Origin of the sequence: Aureimonas sp. AU40, assembly GCF_001463785.1 — a bacterium.
Lineage (GTDB): Bacteria > Pseudomonadota > Alphaproteobacteria > Rhizobiales > Rhizobiaceae > Aureimonas.
This window is the reverse complement of sequence record NZ_BBWL01000054.1, coordinates 37,482-58,557: the sequence shown is the minus strand read 5'-3', so window position 1 is coordinate 58,557 and position 21,076 is coordinate 37,482. Positions and strand designations below refer to the sequence as shown.

General features: G+C 67.5%; 18 protein-coding genes and 1 pseudogene. 5 read left to right on the top strand and 14 right to left on the bottom strand.

All coding sequences use genetic code 11. From position 1 onward, the window contains the following. Nucleotides 1–5: 5 nt before the first annotated feature. Both hutU and AUL32_RS24720 read left to right on the top strand, forming a co-directional pair. Nucleotides 6–1,682, top strand: coding sequence for a urocanate hydratase (hutU, locus tag AUL32_RS21375; protein ID WP_062119706.1), 1,677 nt, complete (start codon nucleotides 6–8; stop codon nucleotides 1,680–1,682). A gap of 38 nt (nucleotides 1,683–1,720) precedes the next feature. Next, complete coding sequence (locus AUL32_RS24720) at nucleotides 1,721–2,242, top strand: HutD/Ves family protein (protein WP_082660013.1); 522 nt, start codon at nucleotides 1,721–1,723, stop codon at nucleotides 2,240–2,242. 87 nt (nucleotides 2,243–2,329) lie between these two features. Here AUL32_RS24720 and AUL32_RS21365 read toward each other — a convergent pair whose 3' ends face one another. From AUL32_RS21365 to AUL32_RS21320, 10 genes are all read right to left on the bottom strand, one after another. Continuing rightward, nucleotides 2,330–3,244, bottom strand: coding sequence for an ABC transporter substrate-binding protein (locus AUL32_RS21365; RefSeq protein ID WP_062119703.1), 915 nt, complete (start codon nucleotides 3,242–3,244; stop codon nucleotides 2,330–2,332). A 48-nt stretch (nucleotides 3,245–3,292) separates the two neighbouring features. Then, the gene (locus AUL32_RS21360) at nucleotides 3,293–3,979 is read right to left on the bottom strand and encodes an ABC transporter permease (RefSeq protein ID WP_062119700.1); all 687 of its coding nucleotides are present in this window, start codon (nucleotides 3,977–3,979) and stop codon (nucleotides 3,293–3,295) included. 3 nt (nucleotides 3,980–3,982) lie between these two features. Further along, nucleotides 3,983–4,627: an ABC transporter permease gene (locus AUL32_RS21355; RefSeq protein ID WP_061978745.1), complete on the bottom strand. Its 645-nt coding sequence runs from the start codon at nucleotides 4,625–4,627 to the stop codon at nucleotides 3,983–3,985. Continuing rightward, nucleotides 4,624–5,736 carry an ABC transporter ATP-binding protein gene (locus AUL32_RS21350; protein WP_062119697.1) on the bottom strand — a complete coding sequence of 371 codons (1,113 nt, stop codon included), beginning with the start codon at nucleotides 5,734–5,736 and terminating at the stop codon, nucleotides 4,624–4,626. Before AUL32_RS21350 ends, AUL32_RS21355 begins: the two co-directional genes overlap by 4 nt. A gap of 537 nt (nucleotides 5,737–6,273) precedes the next feature. Next, nucleotides 6,274–7,284: an ABC transporter ATP-binding protein gene (locus AUL32_RS21345; RefSeq protein ID WP_062119694.1), complete on the bottom strand. Its 1,011-nt coding sequence runs from the start codon at nucleotides 7,282–7,284 to the stop codon at nucleotides 6,274–6,276. Beyond that, on the bottom strand, nucleotides 7,281–8,288 hold the full coding sequence (locus tag AUL32_RS21340; RefSeq protein ID WP_062119692.1) for an ABC transporter ATP-binding protein: 1,008 nt from the start codon (nucleotides 8,286–8,288) through the stop codon (nucleotides 7,281–7,283). Before AUL32_RS21340 ends, AUL32_RS21345 begins: the two co-directional genes overlap by 4 nt. Continuing rightward, complete coding sequence (locus AUL32_RS21335; RefSeq protein ID WP_062119690.1) at nucleotides 8,278–9,252, bottom strand: ABC transporter permease; 975 nt, start codon at nucleotides 9,250–9,252, stop codon at nucleotides 8,278–8,280. The genes AUL32_RS21340 and AUL32_RS21335 overlap by 11 nt, the downstream gene beginning before the upstream one ends. Then, nucleotides 9,252–10,301: an ABC transporter permease gene (locus tag AUL32_RS21330; protein WP_062119687.1), complete on the bottom strand. Its 1,050-nt coding sequence runs from the start codon at nucleotides 10,299–10,301 to the stop codon at nucleotides 9,252–9,254. The genes AUL32_RS21335 and AUL32_RS21330 overlap by 1 nt, the downstream gene beginning before the upstream one ends. A 65-nt stretch (nucleotides 10,302–10,366) precedes the next feature. Then, nucleotides 10,367–12,022, bottom strand: a complete 1,656-nt coding sequence (locus AUL32_RS21325) for an ABC transporter substrate-binding protein (protein WP_062120094.1) — start codon at nucleotides 12,020–12,022, stop codon at nucleotides 10,367–10,369. A 182-nt stretch (nucleotides 12,023–12,204) separates the two neighbouring features. Continuing rightward, a complete protein-coding gene (locus AUL32_RS21320; protein ID WP_156421568.1) occupies nucleotides 12,205–12,969 on the bottom strand; it encodes a helix-turn-helix transcriptional regulator in 765 nt (254 codons plus the stop codon). Nucleotides 12,970–13,130: 161 nt separating this feature from the next. On the opposite strand from AUL32_RS21320, the gene AUL32_RS21315 reads away from it, so the two are divergent. Then, on the top strand, nucleotides 13,131–14,036 hold the full coding sequence (locus tag AUL32_RS21315; RefSeq protein WP_062119684.1) for a proline iminopeptidase-family hydrolase: 906 nt from the start codon (nucleotides 13,131–13,133) through the stop codon (nucleotides 14,034–14,036). 148 nt (nucleotides 14,037–14,184) lie between these two features. Here the strand turns inward: AUL32_RS21315 and AUL32_RS25710 are convergent. From AUL32_RS25710 to AUL32_RS21305, 3 genes and pseudogenes are all read right to left on the bottom strand, one after another. Next, nucleotides 14,185–14,355: pseudogene (locus tag AUL32_RS25710) on the bottom strand (aldolase); the annotation flags it as partial. Nucleotides 14,356–14,395: 40 nt separating this feature from the next. Then, nucleotides 14,396–14,818 carry a thiol-disulfide oxidoreductase DCC family protein gene (locus AUL32_RS21310; protein WP_062119681.1) on the bottom strand — a complete coding sequence of 141 codons (423 nt, stop codon included), beginning with the start codon at nucleotides 14,816–14,818 and terminating at the stop codon, nucleotides 14,396–14,398. A 167-nt stretch (nucleotides 14,819–14,985) separates the two neighbouring features. Then, nucleotides 14,986–17,346 (bottom strand): putative bifunctional diguanylate cyclase/phosphodiesterase, encoded by a 2,361-nt coding sequence (locus tag AUL32_RS21305; RefSeq protein WP_062120088.1) that lies wholly within the window; start codon nucleotides 17,344–17,346, stop codon nucleotides 14,986–14,988. Nucleotides 17,347–17,755: 409 nt separating this feature from the next. On the opposite strand from AUL32_RS21305, the gene AUL32_RS21300 reads away from it, so the two are divergent. Together AUL32_RS21300 and AUL32_RS21295 are read left to right on the top strand one after the other, a co-directional pair. Next, the gene (locus AUL32_RS21300; protein WP_062119678.1) at nucleotides 17,756–18,157 is read left to right on the top strand and encodes a VOC family protein; all 402 of its coding nucleotides are present in this window, start codon (nucleotides 17,756–17,758) and stop codon (nucleotides 18,155–18,157) included. A 180-nt stretch (nucleotides 18,158–18,337) separates the two neighbouring features. Then, nucleotides 18,338–20,395, top strand: coding sequence for a methyl-accepting chemotaxis protein (locus AUL32_RS21295; RefSeq protein WP_062119675.1), 2,058 nt, complete (start codon nucleotides 18,338–18,340; stop codon nucleotides 20,393–20,395). A 158-nt stretch (nucleotides 20,396–20,553) separates the two neighbouring features. Here AUL32_RS21295 and AUL32_RS21290 read toward each other — a convergent pair whose 3' ends face one another. Further along, nucleotides 20,554–20,967, bottom strand: a complete 414-nt coding sequence (locus AUL32_RS21290; RefSeq protein WP_082659953.1) for a winged helix-turn-helix transcriptional regulator — start codon at nucleotides 20,965–20,967, stop codon at nucleotides 20,554–20,556. Nucleotides 20,968–21,076: the final 109 nt, after the last annotated feature.

Here is a 21,076-nt window from a genome sequence, read left to right as displayed (position 1 = left end):
CGGCCATGTCGCTCCCGAACCCGCGCCACAACGCCCGCACCGTCCGCGCCGCGACCGGCACCGAGCTCACCGCCAAGAGCTGGCTCACCGAAGCGCCTCTGCGCATGCTCATGAACAATCTCGATCCCGATGTGGCGGAGAACCCGCACGAGCTGGTGGTCTATGGCGGCATCGGCCGCGCCGCGCGCACATGGGACGATTTCGACCGCATCGTCGCGACGCTGCGCGACCTGGAAGCGGACGAGACGCTGCTCGTCCAGTCCGGCAAGCCGGTGGGCGTCTTCCGCACGCACAAGGACGCCCCGCGCGTTCTCATCGCCAATTCCAACCTCGTGCCGCATTGGGCCAATTGGGATCATTTTAACGAGCTGGATAAGCGCGGTCTGGCCATGTACGGCCAGATGACCGCCGGCTCCTGGATCTATATCGGCACGCAAGGCATCGTGCAGGGCACCTACGAGACCTTCGTGGAGGCCGGGCGCCAGCATTACGGCGGCAGTCTCAAGGGCAAATGGGTGCTGACGGGGGGCTTGGGCGGCATGGGCGGGGCGCAGCCGCTCGCCGCCGTCATGGCCGGCGCCTCGTGCCTTGCCATCGAGTGCAACCCGGACTCGATCGAGTTCCGCCTGCGCACCCGCTATGTAGACGAGAAGGCCGAGACGCTGGACGAGGCCATGGCGATGATCGAGCGCTGGACGGCGGCGGGGGAGGCGAAATCGGTCGGGCTGCTCGGCAACGCGGCCGAGATCCTGCCTGAGATGGTCCGGCGCGGCATCCGCCCCGACATCGTCACCGACCAGACCTCGGCGCACGATCCGATCAACGGCTATCTCCCCGCCGGCTGGACCATGGGCGAATGGCGGGCCAAGCGGGAGAGCGATCCGAAGGCCGTCGAGAAGGCGGCCCGCGCCTCCATGCGCACCCATGTCGAGGCCATGCTCGCCTTCCACGAGGCCGGCGTGCCGACGCTCGACTATGGCAACAACATCCGCCAAGTGGCCAAGGACGAGGGGCTGGAGAACGCCTTCGACTTCCCCGGCTTCGTGCCGGCCTATATCCGCCCGCTCTTCTGCCGGGGCGTCGGCCCGTTCCGCTGGGCGGCCCTGTCGGGCGACCCGGAGGATATCTACCGCACCGACGCCAAGGTGAAGGAGCTTCTCCCCGACAACGCCCATCTCCACCGCTGGCTCGACATGGCGCGCGAGCGCATCGCCTTCCAGGGCCTGCCGGCGCGCATCTGCTGGGTGGGCCTGGGTGACCGGCACAGGCTGGGCCTCGCCTTCAACGAGATGGTGCGCAATGGCGAGTTGAAGGCGCCGGTCGTGATCGGCCGCGATCATCTGGACTCCGGCTCCGTCGCCTCGCCCAACCGCGAGACGGAGGCGATGCGCGACGGGTCGGACGCAGTGTCCGACTGGCCGCTGCTCAACGCGCTGCTCAACACGGCGTCCGGCGCCACCTGGGTCTCGCTCCATCATGGCGGCGGCGTCGGCATGGGCTTCAGCCAGCATTCCGGCATGGTGATCTGTGCCGACGGCAGCGAGGACGCCGACCGGCGCCTTGCCAACGTGCTCTGGAACGATCCCGGCACCGGCGTCATGCGTCATGCCGACGCCGGCTACGAGATCGCGCTGGACTGCGCCCGTGAGAAGGGCCTGCGCCTGCCGGCGATCCTTCGGTGAGCGAAGGCCGCATCCTGCGCGCCGCCGATCATCGGCGCATGCCCTGGAAGAACGGCGGCGGGGAAACCATCGAGATCGCCGTCCATCCGCCGGGCGCGGGCCTTGCCGATTTCGACTGGCGGATCAGCATGGCTGATGTCGCGAGCGACGGCCCTTTCTCGCGGTTCGAAGGCATCGATCGCACGCTCTCGATCCTCGCCGGCAACGGGATGGATCTCGAGATCGAGGGGCACGGGCGTCGGAGCCTGACGGCGGGCTCGGACCCGCTGTCCTTTCCCGCCGACGCGCCGACATTCGCCCGCCTGCACGACGGGCCGATCCGCGATCTCAATGTCATGACGCGGCGCGGCGCGTGTACGCATCGCGTTTCGTTCGTGCCTAGCCTCGGCCCCGCCATCGAGCTGGAGGGGCGCTGGGGCTTCGTGATCCCGCTGGGTCCCTGCCGGGTCGCGATGGACGGATCCGAAGTCGAGGTCGCTATGGGCGACGCGATCGCCCTGTCGCTTCGCCTCTCGGCCTCGGCGCCGGTTCCCGCCTATTTCATCGAGATCGACGACTGACATCCGGCGCTCCGCCGCCGGTCGAACGAACGAAAAAGGGGCGCCGCGATGCGACGCCCCTTTCGTTTGTCTGCGATCGGAACAAGCTCAGTCGAGCTTGTGCGTCGCGAGCCATTCGCCGGCCACCACATCATAGCTTTCCTGCGACGCGAGGCGGCCGTTCATCTCGATCAGGTCCTTGGTCGTCAGAGCGGCGGACACCGCGTCGAGCGTCTTGGTGACGGTGTCGTCCACCTTGGCGGCGGCGATGACCGGAACGATGTTCTGAGCCGGAAACAGGTTCTGGTTGTCGTCCAGCGCGACGAAGTCGTTCGCCGCGATCGCCGGGTCCGTCGAGAACAGGTCGGCGACCTGGACCTGGCCGTTGGCGAGCGCCGTCACGGTCAGCGGACCGCCGACGTCGAGCGCCTTGAACGACTTGAACTCCAGGCCGTAGACGTCCTTCAGGCCGACGACGCCTTCCTTGCGGGTCTTCCATTCCGGCGGCCCGCCGAGCACCAGTTCGCCGGCATGAGGCTTCAGGTCGGCGATGGTCTTGAGCTTGTACTTGTCGGCGGTGGCGCGCAGGACGGCGAGAACGTCGCCGTCCTGCGCGGGCGAGGGTGTCAGCATCGAGACGCCCTTGGGCAGCGCGGCCTTGAGGGCGGTGGCGACATCCTGCGGCGAATGGGCGGTGGCGTTCTTGTCGAGATAGCTGAGCGTGGCGCCGGCATATTCCGGCAGGAGGTCGATCGAGCCGTCGAGGAGCGCCGGCATGTAGACCTCGCGGCTTCCGATGCTGGCGCGAATGTCGGTCTTGAGGCCCTTGGCGGCGAGCGCCTTGGCGTAGATCGTCGCCAGAAGCTGGCTCTCCGGGAAGTCCGCCGAGCCGACGATGATCGTGTTCGTGTCGGTTCGCGCCGGAGCGTCGGCTGCGAGCGGATTGCTCTGCGCCAAGCCGGGCAGGGTGGAAAGGGCCATGAGCGCCAGCGCGCCGACCGCGGGCATCATTCGGACTGCCATGCTTGGGTTCTCCTTGTTGCTGAGGAAGTGCGGCTTGCGGCGCCGATGTCAGGAGCGCGCGCGAACGAGGCGGCGGGTCAGGCCCGGCGAGACCGACAGGCGCGAGACGATGCCGATCAGGAGATCGACGCCGAGCGCCAGAAGCCCGACCAGAACGGCGCCGGCGGCCATCTGGTAATAGTCGTTCTGGGCGCGGCCATCGATGATCAGCCGCCCGAGCCCGCCGAGCGAAACGTAGGCGGCGATCGTCGCCGTCGAGACGATCTGAAGCGTCGCGCCGCGAAGCCCCGAGAAGATCAGCGGCAGGGCGCAGGGCAGTTCGACCCCGAAGAGGATGCCCAGCGGCCGGTGCCCCATTCCGCGCGCCGCGTCCACCGCCGCCGGATCGACGGCGGCGATCCCGGCATAGGTGCCGGTCATGATCGGCGGCACGGCGAGGAGAACGAGAACGATGAGGCTCGGAACGATGAAGGCGAGATCCGACGCGAAGACCGGACCGAAGAGGATCACCAGGAGCACGATAAGCCCCAGGCTGGGAAGCGAGCGGAGCGCGTTGGCGAGACCCGCGATCACGACGACGCCCTTGCGGGTGTGGCCGACATAGAGCCCGATCGGCATCGCGATCAGACAGGCGATGAGGAGGGCCAGGACACTATAGGTGAGATGCTGAACGAGGAGGACGGGAACGCCGTCCGGTCCGCTCCAATGGGTGGGATCTAGAAACCAGGCCAGCATGGGTCAACGTCCTTTCGGCTGCCATGGCGTCAGCCGGTGCGCCACGAGAAGCACGAGCGCGTCGAGAAGCGCGGCGAGAAGCAGGCAGAGAACGATGCCCGCGATGATCGGCGTCAGGAAGCGCAGTTGAAGACCCTGCGTGAACAGGAGGCCGAGCTGCGGCGTGCCCACCAGCGCCGCGACCGAGACGATGCTGACATTGGACACGACCGCGACGCGCAGGCCCGCCGCGATGACGGGCACCGCCAGGGGAAGTTCGACGAAGAGAAGACGTGGCAGGCGGCGGTAGCCCATCGCACTCGCCGCTTGCAGAACGTCCGGCGAGACGGAGTCCAGCCCGTCGCTCACCGTTCGCACCAGCAGGGCAAGGGCGTAGATGGTGAGGGCGACCACGACGTTGAGCGGGTCGAGGATGCGCGTTCCCAGAACCAGCGGCAGCAGCACGAAGAGAGCGAGCGAGGGAATCGTATAGAGAAGTCCGGCCGCCCCGAGGAAGGTGGAGCGGAAAAGCCCGGAGCGCTGCGCCAGCCAGCCCAGCGGCAGGGCGAGGAGCAGGCCGATCAGCACGGGCAGCACCGAGAGCCCCAAATGCCAGAGAAACAGGTCCGCGATGCGCCCGGACTCGCGCCAGAGCCAGTCGAACTTCATGAGCCTGCCTCCGAACGGCTCCGCCGGGCGCCCTCCACGGCGGCGACGACCTCGGTCAATGTCGCCGTTCCCACGAGCTCGCCGCCCGGTCCGACAACGACGCCGCGCCCGGACGGGGCGCTCAAGGCGGCATCCAGAACATGCCGCAACGTGCTCCCCTGCGGCGCCAGCGTGCCGCTGAGATTGAGGTCGCCCTCGCGCACGGGGCCTGTCAGAGAAGCGCTGTCGGCCCAGCCGAGAGGCCGGCCCGCCGCATCCGCCACCAGAACCCACCGGTCGATGGCCGCCGCCCGCACGGCCTCGGGCGTTGCGCCCAGCGGCACGGTGGGCTCGGCGCAGAGCGGCAGAGCGGCGTCGAATTCGGCGAAAGACAGGAAACGGTAGCCACGGTCCCGGCCGACGAAATCGGCCACGAAGGCGTCCGCCGGCCGCGCCAGCAGGGTCTGCGGCGTCGCGACCTGAGCCAGGGTCCCGCCGGTGCGCAGCACCGCCACCTGATCCCCCAGCTTCAGAGCCTCGTCGATGTCATGGGTCACCATGATGATCGTCTTGCCGATCTCCCGCTGGAGCCGCAGAAACTCCTCCTGCAACTGCCCGCGAACCACGGGATCGACCGCGCTGAAGGGCTCGTCCATCAGCATGAACTTCGGATCGGAGGCGAGCGCGCGCGCCACGCCGACGCGCTGCTGCTGCCCGCCCGACAATTGCCAGGGATAGCGATGGGCGAAGGCCTGCGTCAGCCCGACGCGCTCCAGGAGCTCATGGGCGTCCTTCAGCGCCTTGGGCTTGGCGACGCCGTTCAGCCGCGCCGTCGACGCGATGTTCTGGACGACCGTCAGATGCGGAAACAGGCCCGCGTGCTGGATGACATAGCCGATCCGGCGCCGGAGCAGGGCCACGTCCATCCGGTCGGTGGGCTCGCCGTCGAGGAGGATCGTGCCGGAGGTCGGCGTGATCAGCCGGTTGACCATGCGAAGCGACGTCGTCTTGCCGCAGCCCGACGGGCCGACGAAGACGGTCAGCTTGCCGTTGGGCGCCTCCAGCGAGAGCCCGTTCACCGCGACGGCGGCGCCGGGATAATGTTTGCTGACATTGTCGAAAACGATCATGCCAGCCACCGAACTTGGGCAGGGGTGCGGATGCCGCCTCGGGCAGCCGTGCCACTTGGAGAAACGTCGAGCGTCATGGCGCCTCACGAGACAGCTTGTCTATACATGCTGGCACGATCGCGAGACGTGAGCAAGCGCCCCTGGCTATCAAAAAAGCGGAGGCGTTGGCTGACGCGATTTTAAGCTGGGACAGCGCCGATGCGCGTATTCAATGAAGCCGCAAGAATGGCCGCAGCCTCAATGGTCACGATTGAGGGGGTTTCGTCGGCTACGATGGGGTAGCGATGGGTCCATGCCAGCGCTGGGCGTATTCCACCAAGGTCGAGCAAGCCGTGCTGGACTTTATCGGCTATCATCCTCGCCGGATCGATCGGCTCGTCGCGGAACGGTGCAAGCCCGGCTCCCTTGCCGACCGATGGCACGATGCCAGCCTCGACTAGGTCGCCATCGGGTCGGCAGCCACCATGTAATCGGGCACGTTTTACGAGCGCCGCAGGGGGCGACGCCTGCGCCCGTTCGCCCGACAAAGCTTCGCCGTCAGGACGGAAAATGGCAGGCCGCCAGCGTGTTTCCGCCCTTGGCCTCCAGCAGGGGCCGCGTCGTCCGGCAAACATCGCGTGCCTTCGGGCAGCGAGGCTCGAAGCGGCATCCGGGCGGGGCCTTCAGCGGGCTCGGCAGTTCGCGCGCTGGCGCAGGGGCGCGATCGCGTGTCTTGCGACCGCGCGCGTGCGGCTCGGGAATCGCGTCGAGAAGCATGCTCGTATAGGGATGGCGCGGGTTCTCGAAGAGGGAATCCACCTCGCCGATCTCCACGATGCTGCCGAGAACCATCACCGCGACGCGGGTCGAAATCTGACGCACCACCGCCAGATCGTGGGCGATGAACACATAGGTGAGGTTGTGGCGATCGCGAAGATCGCAGAAGAGATTGACGATCTGCGCCTGGACCGAGACGTCCAGCGCCGACACCGGTTCGTCCGCGACGATGAGCTTGGGCTTCAGCGCCAGGGCGCGGGCAATGCCGATGCGCTGGCGCTGGCCGCCGGAGAGTTCGTGCGGATAGCGCCGGGCGAAGTCGGCGGGTAGTTCGACGCTGCGCAGAAGCTCCTCGACCCGGCCCTCGATCTCGCCGCCCTTGGCAAGGCCATGGACCCGCAGCGGCTCGGCGAGAAGATCGCCGATGCGCCGTCGCGGGTTGAGCGAGGCGTAGGGGTCCTGAAACACCATCTGGAGCCCGGCCCGCAGGGGGCGCAAGCGCGACAGGGATAGGTCGCCGATCTCGGTTCCGTCGAATTCGAGCCGCCCTTCGGACAGATCGTGAAGCCGCGTCAGGCAGCGACCGAGCGTGGACTTGCCGCAGCCGGATTCGCCGACGAGCCCCAGCGTCTCGCCGGGCATCACGTCGAAGGAGACGTTGTCGACGGCGGTCAGGACGCGGCGGCGCGCCGCGATCAGGGACTGGCCGACCGTGTAGCGCTTGGTGATGCCGCTGGCGCGCAGCAGCGGGCGGGGAAGGCTGGGAGCGGGCGAAGCGCCGACGGGGCTCATGCGGCGAGTCCTTGGTCGCGCCGGAAGCGAGCCTTGGCGGCGTCCGGCAGGAAACAGGCGACGCTCTGCGCCCCTTCGGGCACGAGCGGCGGGCGCGCCGCGCAGGGGGCGAAAGCGTAGACGCAGCGGGGCGCGAAGGCGCAGCCTTCGATCGGCGCGCCGTTCGAGGGCGGCAGGCCGGGGATGCCCGTCAGGCGCGGCGGGCGCGGCCCGCGCAGCGGCGGGATCGAGTTAAACAGACCATGCGTATAGGGATGGCGGGGCGCGGAAAAGAGCGCCTCGACCGGCCCGCTTTCCACGATCCGCCCGGCATACATCACCGCCACCCGGTCGGCGATCTCCGACACGACGCCGAGATCGTGCGTGACGAAGACGATGCCCGTGCCGTGGTCGCGGCGCAGCCGGTCGAGAAGCGCGAGGATCTGCGCCTGCACCGTCACGTCCAAGGCCGTGGTCGGCTCGTCCGCCACGATCAGGCTCGGCTCGCAGGAGACCGCCATGGCGATCACGACACGCTGGCGCATGCCGCCCGAGAGCTGGTGCGGATAGCGCGTGAAGACGCCGGCAGGGTCGGGGATGCCGACTTCGGCGAGAAGCGACAGTGCCTTCTCGCGGGCAGCCTTGGCCGAGAGGCCGGAATGGGCACGGATCTGTTCCACGATCTGCGCGCCGACCTTGTGAACCGGCGTCAGCGCCGTCATCGGGTCCTGGAAGATCATCGCGGCCTTGGCGCCTCGGATGCGGCGCAGGCGCCGGGGCGCCATGCCCGCCAGTTCCTCGCCGCCGAGCCGCACGGAGCCGGAAAGCTCGGCATTGGGGTCGAGGATCAGGCCGAGGATCGACAGGAGCGTCTGCGTCTTGCCCGAGCCAGACTCGCCCACGAGCCCCAGAACCTCGCCGCGCTCGACGTCGAAGGACACGCCGTCCACGGCGCGGACCAGCCCGCGCTCGGTGCGGAAGGCGACCTTCAGGTCGCGGATCGCCAGAAGCGGCTCAGTGAGCATCGCGAACCCTCGGATCGATCACGGCATAGAGGGCGTCCACCAGCGCGTTGGCGGCCACCACGAAGAAGGAGGCGTAGAGAACGGTGGCGAGGATCACCGGCAGATCGAGCGTCTGAAGCGCGTCGTAGGTCATCTTGCCGACGCCGCGCAGGCCGAACACCACCTCCGTCAAAAGCGCGCCGCCGCCGATCAGCGCGCCGAAATCGAGGCCGAACATGGTGACGAAGGCGACCAGCGAGGAGCGAACGCCGTGGCGCAGGAGAATGCGCCCTTCCGACAGACCCTTGGCGCGCGCCGTGCGCACGAAGTCTTCCTGCATGGTCTCGATGAGATCGGCGCGAAGGATGCGGCCGTAAAGGCCGATATAGAGGATGGCGAGTGTCACCCAGGGAATGAGCAGCGCCTTGAACCAGCCGACGGGATCGGTGAGCAGCGGCTTGTAGCCGAGCGGCGGCACCCAGGAGAAGAGAAACGTGTGATGCAGCCGGCTCTGCGAGAGGAGGTTCATCACCTCGCCGACCCAGAAGACCGGCATGGACACGCCGACGAGGCTGATCGCCATCAGCGCCTTATCGGCGACGCTGCCGCGCATGGCGGCGGCCGCAACGCCGACGACGAGGCCGCCGAAGACCCAGAGCACGGCGGCGCCCAGAACCAGCGACAGGGTGACCGGAATGGCCTTGGTCACGGCGGGCACGACCTTCTGCCCGCGATTGACGAAGGAGGTGAGGTCCTGCGTGATGAAGAGCCGCTTCATCATCAGCCCATATTGAACGGGCAGCGGCTGATCGAGCCCGAAGCTCTGGCGGACCTGTTCGAGCGTCTGAGGCGAGGCGTTGCGCCCGGCGATGCGGGCGGCGGGGTCGGCGCCGGGCGTCGCGAAGAAGATCAGAAACACGATGACGCTGATGCCGAACATCACGAAGATGAGCCGGCCGAGGCGGGAGAGGATCGCGAACAGCATCAGGCGATCCTCACCTTGGCGCGTGGATCGAAGGCGTCGCGCACTCCGTCGCCGAGGATGTTGAGCGCCAGAACGGTCAGCGCGATCGCAAGGCCCGGTGCCAGCGCCACGATGGGCCTGGAGTAGAGAAGGCCCTGCCCATCCTGGATGATCGTGCCCCAGGAGGCGTCCGGTGGCTGAACGCCGATCGACAGAAAGGACAGGGAGGATTCGGTGATCATGTTGAGCGCGAGCAGGATCGGCACCATCACGATGACGCGCGGCACGACGTTGGGCAGGAGGTCCTTGAAGAAGACGCGCCAGGGCGGCACGCCCAGCGCGGTGGCGGCGGCCACGAATTCCGACTGCATGAGGGACAGGGTCTGGCCGCGGATCGGGCGCGCGACATAGGGCACGTAGACGATGCCGATGATGGCGATCGGAAGCCAGAGACTGCCGGCCTTGACCTCGATCGGGCCGATCGTGACGCCTTGCGCGATGAGCACGATCGAAAGCGAGATGGCGAGAAGATAGATCGGGAAGGCCCAGAGCACGTCCAGAATCCGGTTCAGGACGCCGTCCACGATCCCGCCGAAGAAGCCGCAGGCGAGCCCCACCACGACGGCGAGCGTGAGGGTGAGGATCGTCGCCGTGCCGGCGATCAGCAGCGAGTTGCGCCCGCCGTAGAGCATGCGCGCGGCGATGTCCCGCCCCTGGTTGTCGGCCCCCAGCATATACGGCCCCCAGCGCCAGGTCGGGCCGATCGGCGTCATGCCGAGGCCGAGCCCGGTGGTGGAAGGCTCAAGAACCGGCCGCGCCTGTCCGTCCAGCGTGATCTGGCCGTTGAGATTGGTGGCGAAGGGATTGGTGCCCGACACATGCGAGGCGTAGAGCGGCGCGCAGAGGCAGGACAGCGCGACCAGAACGAGAACGAGAAGCGCGACCATCGCGGCGCGGTCCCGCTTCAGGCGCCGCCACGCGATGGCCCAGGGACCGGGCGAGGCGACGGGAACTGGCGCCTGCGCGAGGCCGGCGGCGGGAACGGGGTGGGGAAGACTGCGATCGGTCACGGAGCGCCGGAAAATAGGAGGCGAATGGGCGCGGCTCGTCCGAGCCGCGCCTTTCATCGGAGGATTTACTGAACCGCGAGCTTGGAGAAGATCGCGTAGAATTGCGGGCTGAAGGTGAAGTTCTGCACCCGGGAGGAGACGAAGTCGACGCGCTTGGGCGTGAAGAGAACGGCTGCGGGCGAGGCGTCGGTCACCATCTTGTCGACCTCGGTCCAGACCGGCAGGGCGGCCTTGGCGTCGCTCACCCCGGCGGCGAAGGCCTCCTTCATCTTGGCCTCGACCGCCTCGTCGCAGAAGCCGGCGATGTTGACCGACGCGTCGGAGGCGGGATGGAACGAGGCGCAGGAGAACAGGACGTTCAGGAAGTTGGAGGGCGAGGGATAATCCTGAAACCACTGCGAGATCGAGATCTGCACCTTGTTGTTGGTGTTCTGGATGTAGGTGAACTGGAGGTTCTGGGAGATCGGCTGGACGCTCGCCTTGTAGCCGAGCTCGGTGAGCACGTCCTGCAGGTAGACGCCGACGGCGCGGGACACGACCGTGTCCTCGGCGATGATCTTCACCTCCTGGCCGGCGGTGCCGCTTTCGGCCACCAGAGCCTTGGCCTTTTCCATGTCGGGCGCCGACCATGTGGTGCCGGGCGCGGCGGTATAGGGGCAATAGGGCGTGTAGCCGGGGAAGCCGGGCGGCAGGATCTGGCAGGCCGGCTGGGCGAGGTTCGCGCCGCCGAAGAGCTTCACCAGGGCGTTGCGATCGATGGCGAAGTTCACCGCCTGCCGCGCCTTGGCATTGTCGAAGGGCGCGAGGCGCGTGTTCATCGGCGCGTACCACATGGCCGACAGCGGATGCAGCGACACTTGGGACGCATATTGCGTGCCGATCTCGGCCAGACGATCGGGCGGGGGCGCATCGAACATCCAGTCGGCGTCGCCGTTCTGGATCGCGGTCACGGCCGCTTCCTCCGTCAAGCCGAAATCATAGGAGATCTCGTCCACCATCCCTTCGGGCTGCGCCTCGGCGCTCCATTCCTTGAAGTTCGGGTTGCGCGCGAGCTTCAGCGCGGCGTTCGGATCGTAGGACTGGATGGCATAGGCGCCGGTGCCGGGGATCGGCGTCGTGCCCTGGTCGCTCGAAGCGGTTCCGGCGGGCACGATATAGGCATGGGGCACGGCGAGCTTCTGCAGGAACTCGCCGTCCGGCGCGCTGAGATTGATCGTGACCGTGCCGGCGGCCTTGTCGGCGACGACGCCGCCTTCGAGCGTGCAGTCGGCGGGCGCCGCCAGGCACTTATCCGCGCCGACGATACCGTTGTAGAAGGTGCCGGCGGTCGGTCCCGACACTTTGAAGATGCGCTGGAACGAGGCGACGACATCGTCCGTCGTCAGGTCCTGCCCGTTGGAGAACTTGATGCCCGGCCGCAGCTTGAACCGGTAGGTCTTGCCGTCGTTCTCGGGCGTCGGCAGCGCCTCAGCGAGATCGGCCACCACCTCGAAGCCCGTCTGGTCTCCGGCCTTGCGGAAGGTCACCAGCCCGTCATAGGCGATGTAGAAGATCTGCCATTGCTGCAGCGTGTAGTTGATATGGGGGTCGATCGTGCCGGCGGCGGCGCGGGCGAGAAGCCGCAGCGTGCCGCCCTTTTCCTGGGCGAGCGTCGGGGAGGCGCCCCAGGCCGCGAGGACGGCTCCGCCCGCGAGCAGGGCGGCAAGAACACGAGGTCTCATCAACGACATCGCCGATCTCCTTATCCTGAAGCCCGTCCGTTTGGCGGGCGTCGAAGCTGATCGCAGCGTGGAGCTTGGAGCGACCGCGCGCCAGCTATCAAAACTCATAGGGTGCCGGAGGGTCTAGGAGGCTGTTTGACAACCCGGTCGGGTCGGTCCGTCGCCGAGTTGTCAGACAATCTCTAAGAGGCCACCCCCAGAAGCCGGTAATGGGCCGCGCGGGCGACGGCCTGGAACCGGTTGCGCGCGCCGAGCTTGCGCCCGGCGCTGTTGAGATGCAGCGTCACGGTCGGCACGGAGCGATCCAGCCGCCGCGCGATCTCCTTGGCCGTCAGCCCTTCCGCGCAGAGGCTGAGGCACTGAATCTCGCGCGGCGACAGGCGCATGGCGCGCGAGCGGCGCGTGTCCGGCGAGAAACCGGCCTGGACGATGTCGTGGAACGTCTGGCCGAGAAGCCCGATCGCGGGCGCAAGCCGCGCCGCCGCTTCTCCGAAGTCGCGCTCGGCATCGACGCAGATCGCCGTGAAGGTCGCCAGATCCCCGCCGGGATGGTGGATCGGCACCGTGACGCCGCAGGAAAAGCGCATGTCGCGCATATAGCCGAGAACCGGACCGTGCCGCTCGCACAGAACCGTTTCCATGATCCGGCTTTGCGGCCCGAAGGCCGACCAGACGAAGGGCGCGGCAGAGGACAAGGCGGCGTCCTGCACGGGGTCGAGCTGGTAGAACCCGTCCCGCCACAGGCGCATCATGTCGTCCGGCACGCGGCGCGCTTCCAAGATGTTGGGCGTGATGAGAACGCCGTCATGGCTGCGCGGAACGGGTGTGTAGTCGTAGATGACGGAGGTGAAACCCGCGCGCTCCACCAAGTCCAGGGCGGCGTCGAGCGCGGGATCGAAGCCCATGCCGGGCAGGAGGCGGTCGGAAAGATCGGACAGGATCGACATGAACCGATGGTGGCACCGCGATCACATGCCCGTCAATTGTGCGCGCTCATTTCGAGGGCATATTTCCGCGCCCAAGGGCTTGGGACCCTCTTCTTTTCGATAGGTGTCGGACGGCTTTCCAAGCGGCGTAGGATCGGCTCGCTTCAAAGAAGGAAGGCGCCATGTCCGTCGCAGCCGACACCGTTGAGGGTTTTGCCGATTACGGTCCCTACAAGACCTGGTACCGCGTCACCGGCGATCTCGATGCCGGCCCCCTGCCGCTGGTGATCGCCCATGGCGGGCCAGGCTGCACGCACGACTATGTCGACAGCTTCAAGGAGCTGAGCGCCAAGGGCCGGGCCGTGATCCATTACGACCAGATCGGCAATGGTCGCTCGACCCATCTGCCGGACAAGGGCGGCGACTTCTGGACCGTGGACTTCTTCCTCGGTGAACTCGACAACCTCCTCGACCATCTCGGCATTCGGAGCCGCTACGCCCTCCTTGGCCAGTCCTGGGGCGGAATGCTGGGGTCGGAGCATGCCGTTCGCCGACCGGCCGGGTTGAAGGCGCTGATCCTCGCCAACTCGCTGGCTTCGATGGACCTTTGGGTCGCGGGCGCGGCGCAGCTGCGCGCCGAACTGCCGGCGGAGGTGCAGGAAGCGCTCGACCGGCACGAGGCCGCCGGAACCACGCAGGACCCGGAATATCTGACGGCGAGCCGCGTCTTCTACGACCGCCATGTCTGCCGCGTCACCCCCTGGCCGGACGAGGTGGCGCGTACCTTCCTGGCGGTGGAAAGCGATCCCACCGTCTATCACACGATGAACGGGCCGAACGAGTTCCACGTCGTCGGCACCATGCGCAACTGGACCGTGATCGATCGCCTTCCGAACATCGAGGCACCGACGCTGGTTTTCCGGGGCGCCTATGACGAAGCGACGCCCGAATGCGTCCAACCCTTCATCGACCGCATTCCGAGCGTGGAGTCGGAGGTCTTTCCCCAGTCGAGCCACATGCCGCATGTGGAGGAAAAGGACGCGTGTCTCGCCCGCGTCGAGGCCTTCCTGCGAAAACACGACGGGTGAGGGGGCGGACGGGGCGTTGAAGGCGATCGCCGCCTTCGGCTGACGGTTCCCTCTAGAGACCGCAGCCGAAGGCCGCGCCCATCGCGACGCAAGTATCGAGGCGCTTTTCGTCCTCGATCAGGCGGGTCGCCGGGCTCGAGCGAAAGAGTCAGTGCGCGAAGTCGGGTTCGGAGCCCAGGAGCTGGCGCTTGACGCTTTCCAGATGGAGGCGGGCGCTTTCGGGATCGCCCTCGCGCATCTGGCGCGCGGCGCGGGCCGCGATCTCGGGCGCGATGGGCTTCAGCGGACCGCCGAGCGACATGGCCTTCACCGCGCATTCCAGCCTGGAAGAACTCGGGATAGACCGCGTGCCGGACGCCTCACAGGATGCGGTCCCTGTATCGTTGCGGAGCCACCCAGCACGTGTCCCGCCGGCCGAACAGGCGATAGCGATGGCGCGCGACGAAGAGGTAGACGGGGTCTCGCAGCGCGGCGGGAACGATCCGAAACACCCGCACGAGCGACCACGGGAAGCCGAGCCGTTCGTAGATGCTGAGAACGGCGTCGCTGTCCCGGCGCATCCGCTCCCCGTCCACGACGAGCAAGCTGGCGGGATCGTTCGGGTCCATCCCGTGCCGGCGATAAAGAGACTGCCCGACCTCGCCCTGCATGGAGGCGAGACGGAACACGGCCTTTCGGTCCCGCTTCAGGACGAACCGGGCGTTGGCCGAACACAGGACGCATTCGGCGTCGAAAAGGATGATGGGACCGGTGGCGGGCGTTGCTGGGCGGGGCATGGTCATCGTGCCCGACCTATAGCCGATTTCGGCGGCATGAGAGAAGTGGACCTCCCTAACGTCCCCGCTTGTCGCCCCATCGCCGGAGGCGGCTCGTCAAAGGATCATCCGAGCCCATCGGCCGCGAGCGGCGAAGCACAACCTTCGAACCGGGGCCCGCGCCGCCGATGTCGTCAGGCCGAGAGTGCTGCCGGCGGCGGCTGGTCCTGCGCCAATCGCGCCGGTTTTCCGACGAGATAGCCCTGGACGGCGTCGCAGCCGATGTCGCGCATGAGTTGGAGCTGCGCCTCCGTCTCCACGCCCTCCGCCAGGATCGCGACGCCGAGGCGACGGGCGATATGGGTGATGCCCTCCAGCACGGCCAGGGAGTGCGGGTCGGTCTCGGCGGTCGCGACGAACGAGCGATCCACCTTGATGCGGTCGAGCGGGAAGTCGCGCAGATGCGCCAGCGAGGAATAGCCCGTCCCGAAATCGTCCATCGCCACCGTGACGCCGAGCCGGCGGATGGCGTTCAGCGTCTGGGCGATACCGACGCCGTCGCGGACGATCGCGGTCTCGGTCAACTCGATTTCCAGCCGCCGGGCCGGCAGGCCGCTTTGCGCCAGCGCCTGCGTCAGATGGGTCAGGAGAAGCGGCGACTGGAACTGGACGGGCGAAACGTTGACCGCGACATAGATCTCGTCCGGCAGGTCCGCCGCCTGCCGGCAGGCCTCCTCCAGCACCCAGGCGCCGATCGCGACGATCTGGCCGGTTTCCTCCGCCAGCGGAATGAAGCGCGCGGGCGAAAGCGCGCCGAGCATCGGATGATCCCAGCGGATCAACGCCTCGTAGCCGATCAGCCGGTCGTCACGCAGCGCCAGGACCGGCTGGTAGACGAGATGCATCTCGCCGCGCTCGACGGCGTGCCGCATGTCGGCTTCGAGCTGCCCCCGCTCGGTGATCGCGTCCAGCATGCCGTGCGTGTAGCAGCTCACCAGGCCGCGGCCCTGCCGCTTGGACTCGTAGAGCGCGACGTCGGCGAACTGCATGAGATCGGCGGCGTCGCTGGAGTCCTCGGCGCAGCCCATGCCGATGCTGCACCCGATCTCGACCGTCAGCTCGTCGATGCGGAAGGGAGAGGAGATCGCGGCGATGACCGCGCCGGCCACCGCGAGGCCCTGCGGCTTGTCGCCATAGACAAGGACGGCCATCTCGTCGCCGCCCTGGCGCGCCACGAAGCCGATCTTCCCGGCGATCTCGGTCAGGCGCTCGGCCACCTGGATCAGCAGCTTGTCGCCGACCGCATGGCCATGCGTGTCGTTGACAGACTTGAAGCGGTCGAGATCGATCAGAAGCAGATGGAAACGACGCTTGGCGGAGACGTCGCGCTCCAGGCGCGCGCTCAGCGCGCGGCGGTTGGCGAGCTTGGTGAGCGGGTCGCTGAAAGCGAGTTGCGCCACATGGCGCTGCGCCTCGCGCTCCTTTGTCACGTCGTCGAAGGTGATCACCGTGCCGCCCTCGTCGAGCGGGCGGATCTCGAGCTGCATGATGCGACCATTGTCCATGGGATAGTCGATCTGCGTGAAGCGGGCGAGGCTGCGCCATTTGTCGAGACGCGCGCTGGCCTGCTCCCGCCGCGCCGCCGACCAGCCGTTGCCGTCGGCCACCCGCGCCACGATCTCGTTCACCGTCAGGCCGGTGAGATCGGTGTCGGGCTGGAAGCCGAACACTTCGAGATAGCGCCGGTTGTAGAGGCGCGCGCGGCCATTCGCGTCGAGAAACAGAAGGCCGTTCGACATGTTGTTGAGCGCGGTCCTCAGAACGGCGGAGTGGGCCTGCTCCTGCGCCTCGAAGCGCTTCGCCATGAGGATCGTCAGGAAGGCCCCGAGAAACACGACGCCGGAACCGATGCCGACGAAGACGCTGAGCGTGATGTTGTCGTGCGGCCCATTCCCCGCGCCCGCGACGCAGTCCAGCCGCGTTCCGGCAAGGGCCATGAAGTGAGTCCCGGCGACGGCGGTGGTGAAGAGCGCGCAAACGGCGAAGGACGCTCTCGTGCGGGGAGACAATCCGCAGGCCAGCGCCATGCAGCCGACCCCGATCGCGGTGCTGAGGCTGCCGATGAGAGAGGAATGCGTGACGACACAGAACTGGACCGCCGCCATTCCGGCGTGATGCATGGCGCCGATGCCAAGTCCCGCCGCCGCTCCGGTGAGAACCCGCAGGCGCCGGGATTTGCAAAGCGCGGACAGGGCGAGCGGAGCGCCGACCAGCAAGACGCCGAGGACGACGGAGAGCATCGTCATGCGCCCGTCGAAACCGGCGTCCCTGTCGGGCCGCCAGCCGAGCATGGCGATGAAATGCGTCGTCCAGACACCCAGTCCGGCCACAAGGGCCGTTCCTGCCAGCCAGCGCCTCCGGGGGCCGGACCGGGCCTGCGCAACGCCGCGCATCAGCTTGGCGACAAGCCAGCCGGCCACGATGCACAGGACGAGGGCGGCTAGGACGAAGCCGAACGAATGGTCGTCGGCCAGTCCGACGAGGGCTGGGATCATCGCCGAGCTATGGACGACGATCCCTCGCATTCGCGTAAATTAATAGGATGAACAGATGGTTCGTCTTCCAGACGGTCTCTGTCGGTGACGAACCCTTTCCGCGACATGACGCAATCAACGGCCTTTCATGGCGCGTTCGTCCTGTCTCCAGGCGGGATGGAGGCTCAAACTCCCGCGATCGGGTTCGGAATGGGTCCGACCTTATCGATCCCGTTTTGGCGCCCGCAAGGCGTCGGGACCGAGGTCGGACCGATCCGTCCCGATCGGAGGAAGGGAGCAGACAGGTTTTCGAGGCGGCGTCCGCCGGACCCACCGGTCCGAGGCTCGCTGACATCATCGAACAAGCGCGGACGGCGGAGCCTCGTGTCTCCGCCCGCGCGTTCGCAACATCGGTTTAAAAGAGGATTGTATGGCCGTTATTTCAGGAAACGACGTGTTCTCGCATGCGATGATCGGCGCCGCCGACGTCGCGGTCTCGACGAAGTTCTACGACGCGGCGCTGGGCGCCCTCGGCGTCAAGAATCTGGGGCCGTTCGGCAATGGCTGGGTGCTCTACGGCCGCGACAAGCCCGCCTTCATCGTGGCGCGCCCGGGCAATGGCGAAGCGCCGACGAGCAACGGCGTGACGATCGGCTTCGCGGCCGCCACCACGGCGGAGGTCGACGCCTTCCACGCCGCCGGCCTTTCCGCCGGCGGCACTGACGAGGGCGCGCCCGGTCCGCGCGGCCATCTGCCCGGCGCCTATGCCGCCTATCTCCGCGACCCCGCCGGCAACAAGCTCTGCGCCTACACGTTCACCGACAGCAACTGAGCCCCAGGGGTATTCGTTGGGGCGGCGAGCGGTTCGATCCCGCTTGTCGCCCCGGCCGGCCCAAGCGAGCCCGATCATCGCCCTAAATTATGGTCCCGGCTACTGGCGGGAAGGTGGCCTTAAGAGTCTCGTGCCTAGACTTCGCTCGCAAAGACGGCGGGTTACACGCGAGGCGATGGCATGAAGCTCGGCATGAAATTCATCGCCTGCATCGGGGCCGGGCTGGCCGTGACACTGCTTCCCAGCGCCGCCTATCTCGCCAACGCCGCGCGCGAAAGCGCGGTGGAGAACGCGCAGCGCACGATCCTCAGCGAAGCCAACAGCGCCGCCCATGTCGTGGAAACCGAACTCTACCAGTATAGCGGCGGCCTCGTTTCGGCCTCGGTTCTCCTCGGCGAGCGCCATGCCGGCGGGCAGCTTGGCCGCCCCGAGCTTCTGACGGCTCTCAAGCGCAATCTCGAAGTCTTCCCGACCGCCTTCGGCAGCTGGTTCATCGAAAGCCCCAAGGCCTTCGACGGACAACAGGACGACGTGCGCGACAACAAGGAGCTCGGCGCCAACGCCAACGGCATCCTGGCCGCCTACTGGACGCGCGACAACGCCACGAGCATGAGCTTCTCGACCTTCAAGGACGATTACAAGGCCGACTGGTGGACGGCCTCCGCCAGCACCGGCAAGCTCGCGATCTCGTCCCCCTATGTGGAAAGCTCGACAGGGCGAGGGGTGCTGATTTCCTCGCTTTCCGCGCCGGTTTCCTCCGCCGGCAAGCTGATCGGCCTGCTGGGGCTCGACGTCGATCTCGGCGGCTTGTCCGCCCGTCTTCTCACCCTCAAGCCCTTCGGGGAGGGGGCCGTGACGCTCTTGTCCGGCAAGGGAGACTGGATCGCCAACCCCGACGCCAGCCTTCGCACCAAGCCCTATGGCGAGGGCCAGGGCAGCGCGGAACTGAAAGCGGCGCTCGCAAGCCGCGCCGCCGTGACAGCCGCGTCCATGGTGGGCGCGGACGGCGCCGTGTTCCAGCGCCTGTTCCTGCCTTTCGACATGCCGAACCTGAACGCCAGCTGGGTGATGGTGGTGGACGTGCCGCAAGCCGCGATCCTCGGGCCGGCGAACCGCCAGGCGCTGACCATGCTGGCGGGCATCGCCCTCAGCCTCGTCGTGGTGGTCGGTCTCGTCGTTCTTCTCAGCCGCCGCCTGATCTCGCGCCCCTTGCGCAACGCGGTGGAGGCCGCGAACGCGATCAGCCTCGGCGATCTGTCCGGCGTCGTCTCTCCCAAGGGCAAGGACGAAGTCGCCGAGCTTCAGCGCGCCATGGCGGCGATGACCGCCAAGCTGCGGGAGATCGTGTCGGACGTGACGAGTTCGGCGCAGCTGGTCGCCTCCGGCTCAACCCGGTCCGCCGCCACGGCCGAGCATCTCTCCTCCGGCTCCACCGAGCAGGCCGCCGCCAGCGAGCAAGCCTCGGCGGCCGTGGAGCAGATGACGGCCAACGTCCGGCAGAACGCCGAAAGCGCCGCCCAGACCGAGAAGATGGCCAAGCATGCCCGTGTCCTGGCGGAGGATGTCGAGCACAACGCCTCCGAAGCCGCGGCGGCCATGAGCCAGGTGGCGGCGAAGGTCCGCGACGTGCGCGAGATCGCCCGCCAGACCGACCTTTTGGCGCTGAACGCGGCGATCGAGGCCGCGCGCGCGGGCCAGCACGGCAAGGGCTTCGCGGTCGTCGCCTCCGAAGTGCGCAAGCTCGCCGAGCGGGTGCAGAGTTCCGCGATCGAGATCGAGAAGCTGACGGAGGGCACGCTGGTTCTGAGCTCCGCCGCCGGCCAGAAGATGAGCGAACTGGTGCCGACCATTCAGCGCACCGACGAACTCGTGTCGGAGATTTCGGCGGCCTGCCGCGAGCAGTCCGTGGGACTGGAGCAGATCAACCTCGCCATCGTCCAGCTGGATCAGGTGACGCAGGCCAACGCAGGCGCGGCCAACGAGATGGCGGTCACCGCCTCGCAGCTGTCGGAAGAGGCGGGCCGGCTGGCCGAGCGCGCCGGCTTCTTCCGCACCGGCCCCGCGCGTCCGCGCGCCGCCATGGCGAGCGAGGAACGCAGCCAAGCGGTTCGCGCGCTTCAGGAGCGCGTCAGCGCCTTCGGCGCCAAGCACGCCGCCAAGCCGCGCGTCGCGGCCCCGCCCGCCAACGAGGGCATCGCGCTCGACCTGGACGGCGAGTTCGAGCGCCAGAGCGCGTGAACCAGGGATAAGTCGGCCGGCCTCAAGTAGCCTGCCGGCACATCGCCATCTATGTTCCATAACGCATATTATGAACTACGAGTTTCATAAGCCCTTACAATAGGATATATCATAAATCGACGGAGCCAGCTGTCGGCACACGCCGCGCTCGGACAGTCCTAAGTGTCTTGGGCTTCCGACCCTTCCTCGGCCGTCGCGCAAACTCCTTGAACGCTTGGCGCCAGACCCTTCCTGTTCCTCGACCACCCCACGAGGTCGGCGAAGATCGGCTTCAGGGCGTAGGCGGCCCCGGTCAGTTCGTAGTCCACCCGAGGCGGGATCGTGGCGAAGGCGGTTCGACCGACGAGCCCGTCCGCTTCCAGCGCCCGGAGCTGCGAGGTCAGCATGGTCTGCGTGATGCCCGGCAAAAGGCGGCGCAGCTCGCCGAACCGTCTCGGCCCGGCGAGGAGGACGAACAGGATGTCGATCTTCCACTTGCCGATCACCGTGTTGACCACCCGGCGGAACTCCGCGACCTCCTCGACGGAGGGAATGCAGACGGGTTCGCGCCCGGAAACGCCGATCGTATCCATTTTCAAACTAGGTCCGATTTTCTTGCCTACTTGTGAAATCGTACCTCGCATCGGAAATCGGAGCCATCCCCGCGTCGCTCCAGCGACCTTGCCCCAGATGGACACCTCC

Bases quoted from the DNA above. Each gene is read 5' to 3' on its own strand.
- hutU (WP_062119706.1), top strand. From the start codon at position 6: ATGTCGCTCCCGAACCCGCGCCACAACGCCCGCACCGTCCGCGCCGCG.
- AUL32_RS24720 (WP_082660013.1), top strand. From the start codon at position 1,721: ATGCCCTGGAAGAACGGCGGCGGGGAAACCATCGAGATCGCCGTCCAT.
- AUL32_RS21365 (WP_062119703.1), bottom strand. From the start codon at position 3,244: ATGGCAGTCCGAATGATGCCCGCGGTCGGCGCGCTGGCGCTCATGGCC.
- AUL32_RS21360 (WP_062119700.1), bottom strand. From the start codon at position 3,979: ATGCTGGCCTGGTTTCTAGATCCCACCCATTGGAGCGGACCGGACGGC.
- AUL32_RS21355 (WP_061978745.1), bottom strand. From the start codon at position 4,627: ATGAAGTTCGACTGGCTCTGGCGCGAGTCCGGGCGCATCGCGGACCTG.
- AUL32_RS21350 (WP_062119697.1), bottom strand. From the start codon at position 5,736: ATGATCGTTTTCGACAATGTCAGCAAACATTATCCCGGCGCCGCCGTC.
- AUL32_RS21345 (WP_062119694.1), bottom strand. From the start codon at position 7,284: ATGAGCCCCGTCGGCGCTTCGCCCGCTCCCAGCCTTCCCCGCCCGCTG.
- AUL32_RS21340 (WP_062119692.1), bottom strand. From the start codon at position 8,288: ATGCTCACTGAGCCGCTTCTGGCGATCCGCGACCTGAAGGTCGCCTTC.
- AUL32_RS21335 (WP_062119690.1), bottom strand. From the start codon at position 9,252: ATGCTGTTCGCGATCCTCTCCCGCCTCGGCCGGCTCATCTTCGTGATG.
- AUL32_RS21325 (WP_062120094.1), bottom strand. From the start codon at position 12,022: ATGAGACCTCGTGTTCTTGCCGCCCTGCTCGCGGGCGGAGCCGTCCTC.
- AUL32_RS21320 (WP_156421568.1), bottom strand. From the start codon at position 12,969: ATGTCGATCCTGTCCGATCTTTCCGACCGCCTCCTGCCCGGCATGGGC.
- AUL32_RS21315 (WP_062119684.1), top strand. From the start codon at position 13,131: ATGTCCGTCGCAGCCGACACCGTTGAGGGTTTTGCCGATTACGGTCCC.
- AUL32_RS21310 (WP_062119681.1), bottom strand. From the start codon at position 14,818: ATGACCATGCCCCGCCCAGCAACGCCCGCCACCGGTCCCATCATCCTT.
- AUL32_RS21305 (WP_062120088.1), bottom strand. From the start codon at position 17,346: ATGATCCCAGCCCTCGTCGGACTGGCCGACGACCATTCGTTCGGCTTC.
- AUL32_RS21300 (WP_062119678.1), top strand. From the start codon at position 17,756: ATGGCCGTTATTTCAGGAAACGACGTGTTCTCGCATGCGATGATCGGC.
- AUL32_RS21295 (WP_062119675.1), top strand. From the start codon at position 18,338: ATGAAGCTCGGCATGAAATTCATCGCCTGCATCGGGGCCGGGCTGGCC.
- AUL32_RS21290 (WP_082659953.1), bottom strand. From the start codon at position 20,967: ATGGATACGATCGGCGTTTCCGGGCGCGAACCCGTCTGCATTCCCTCC.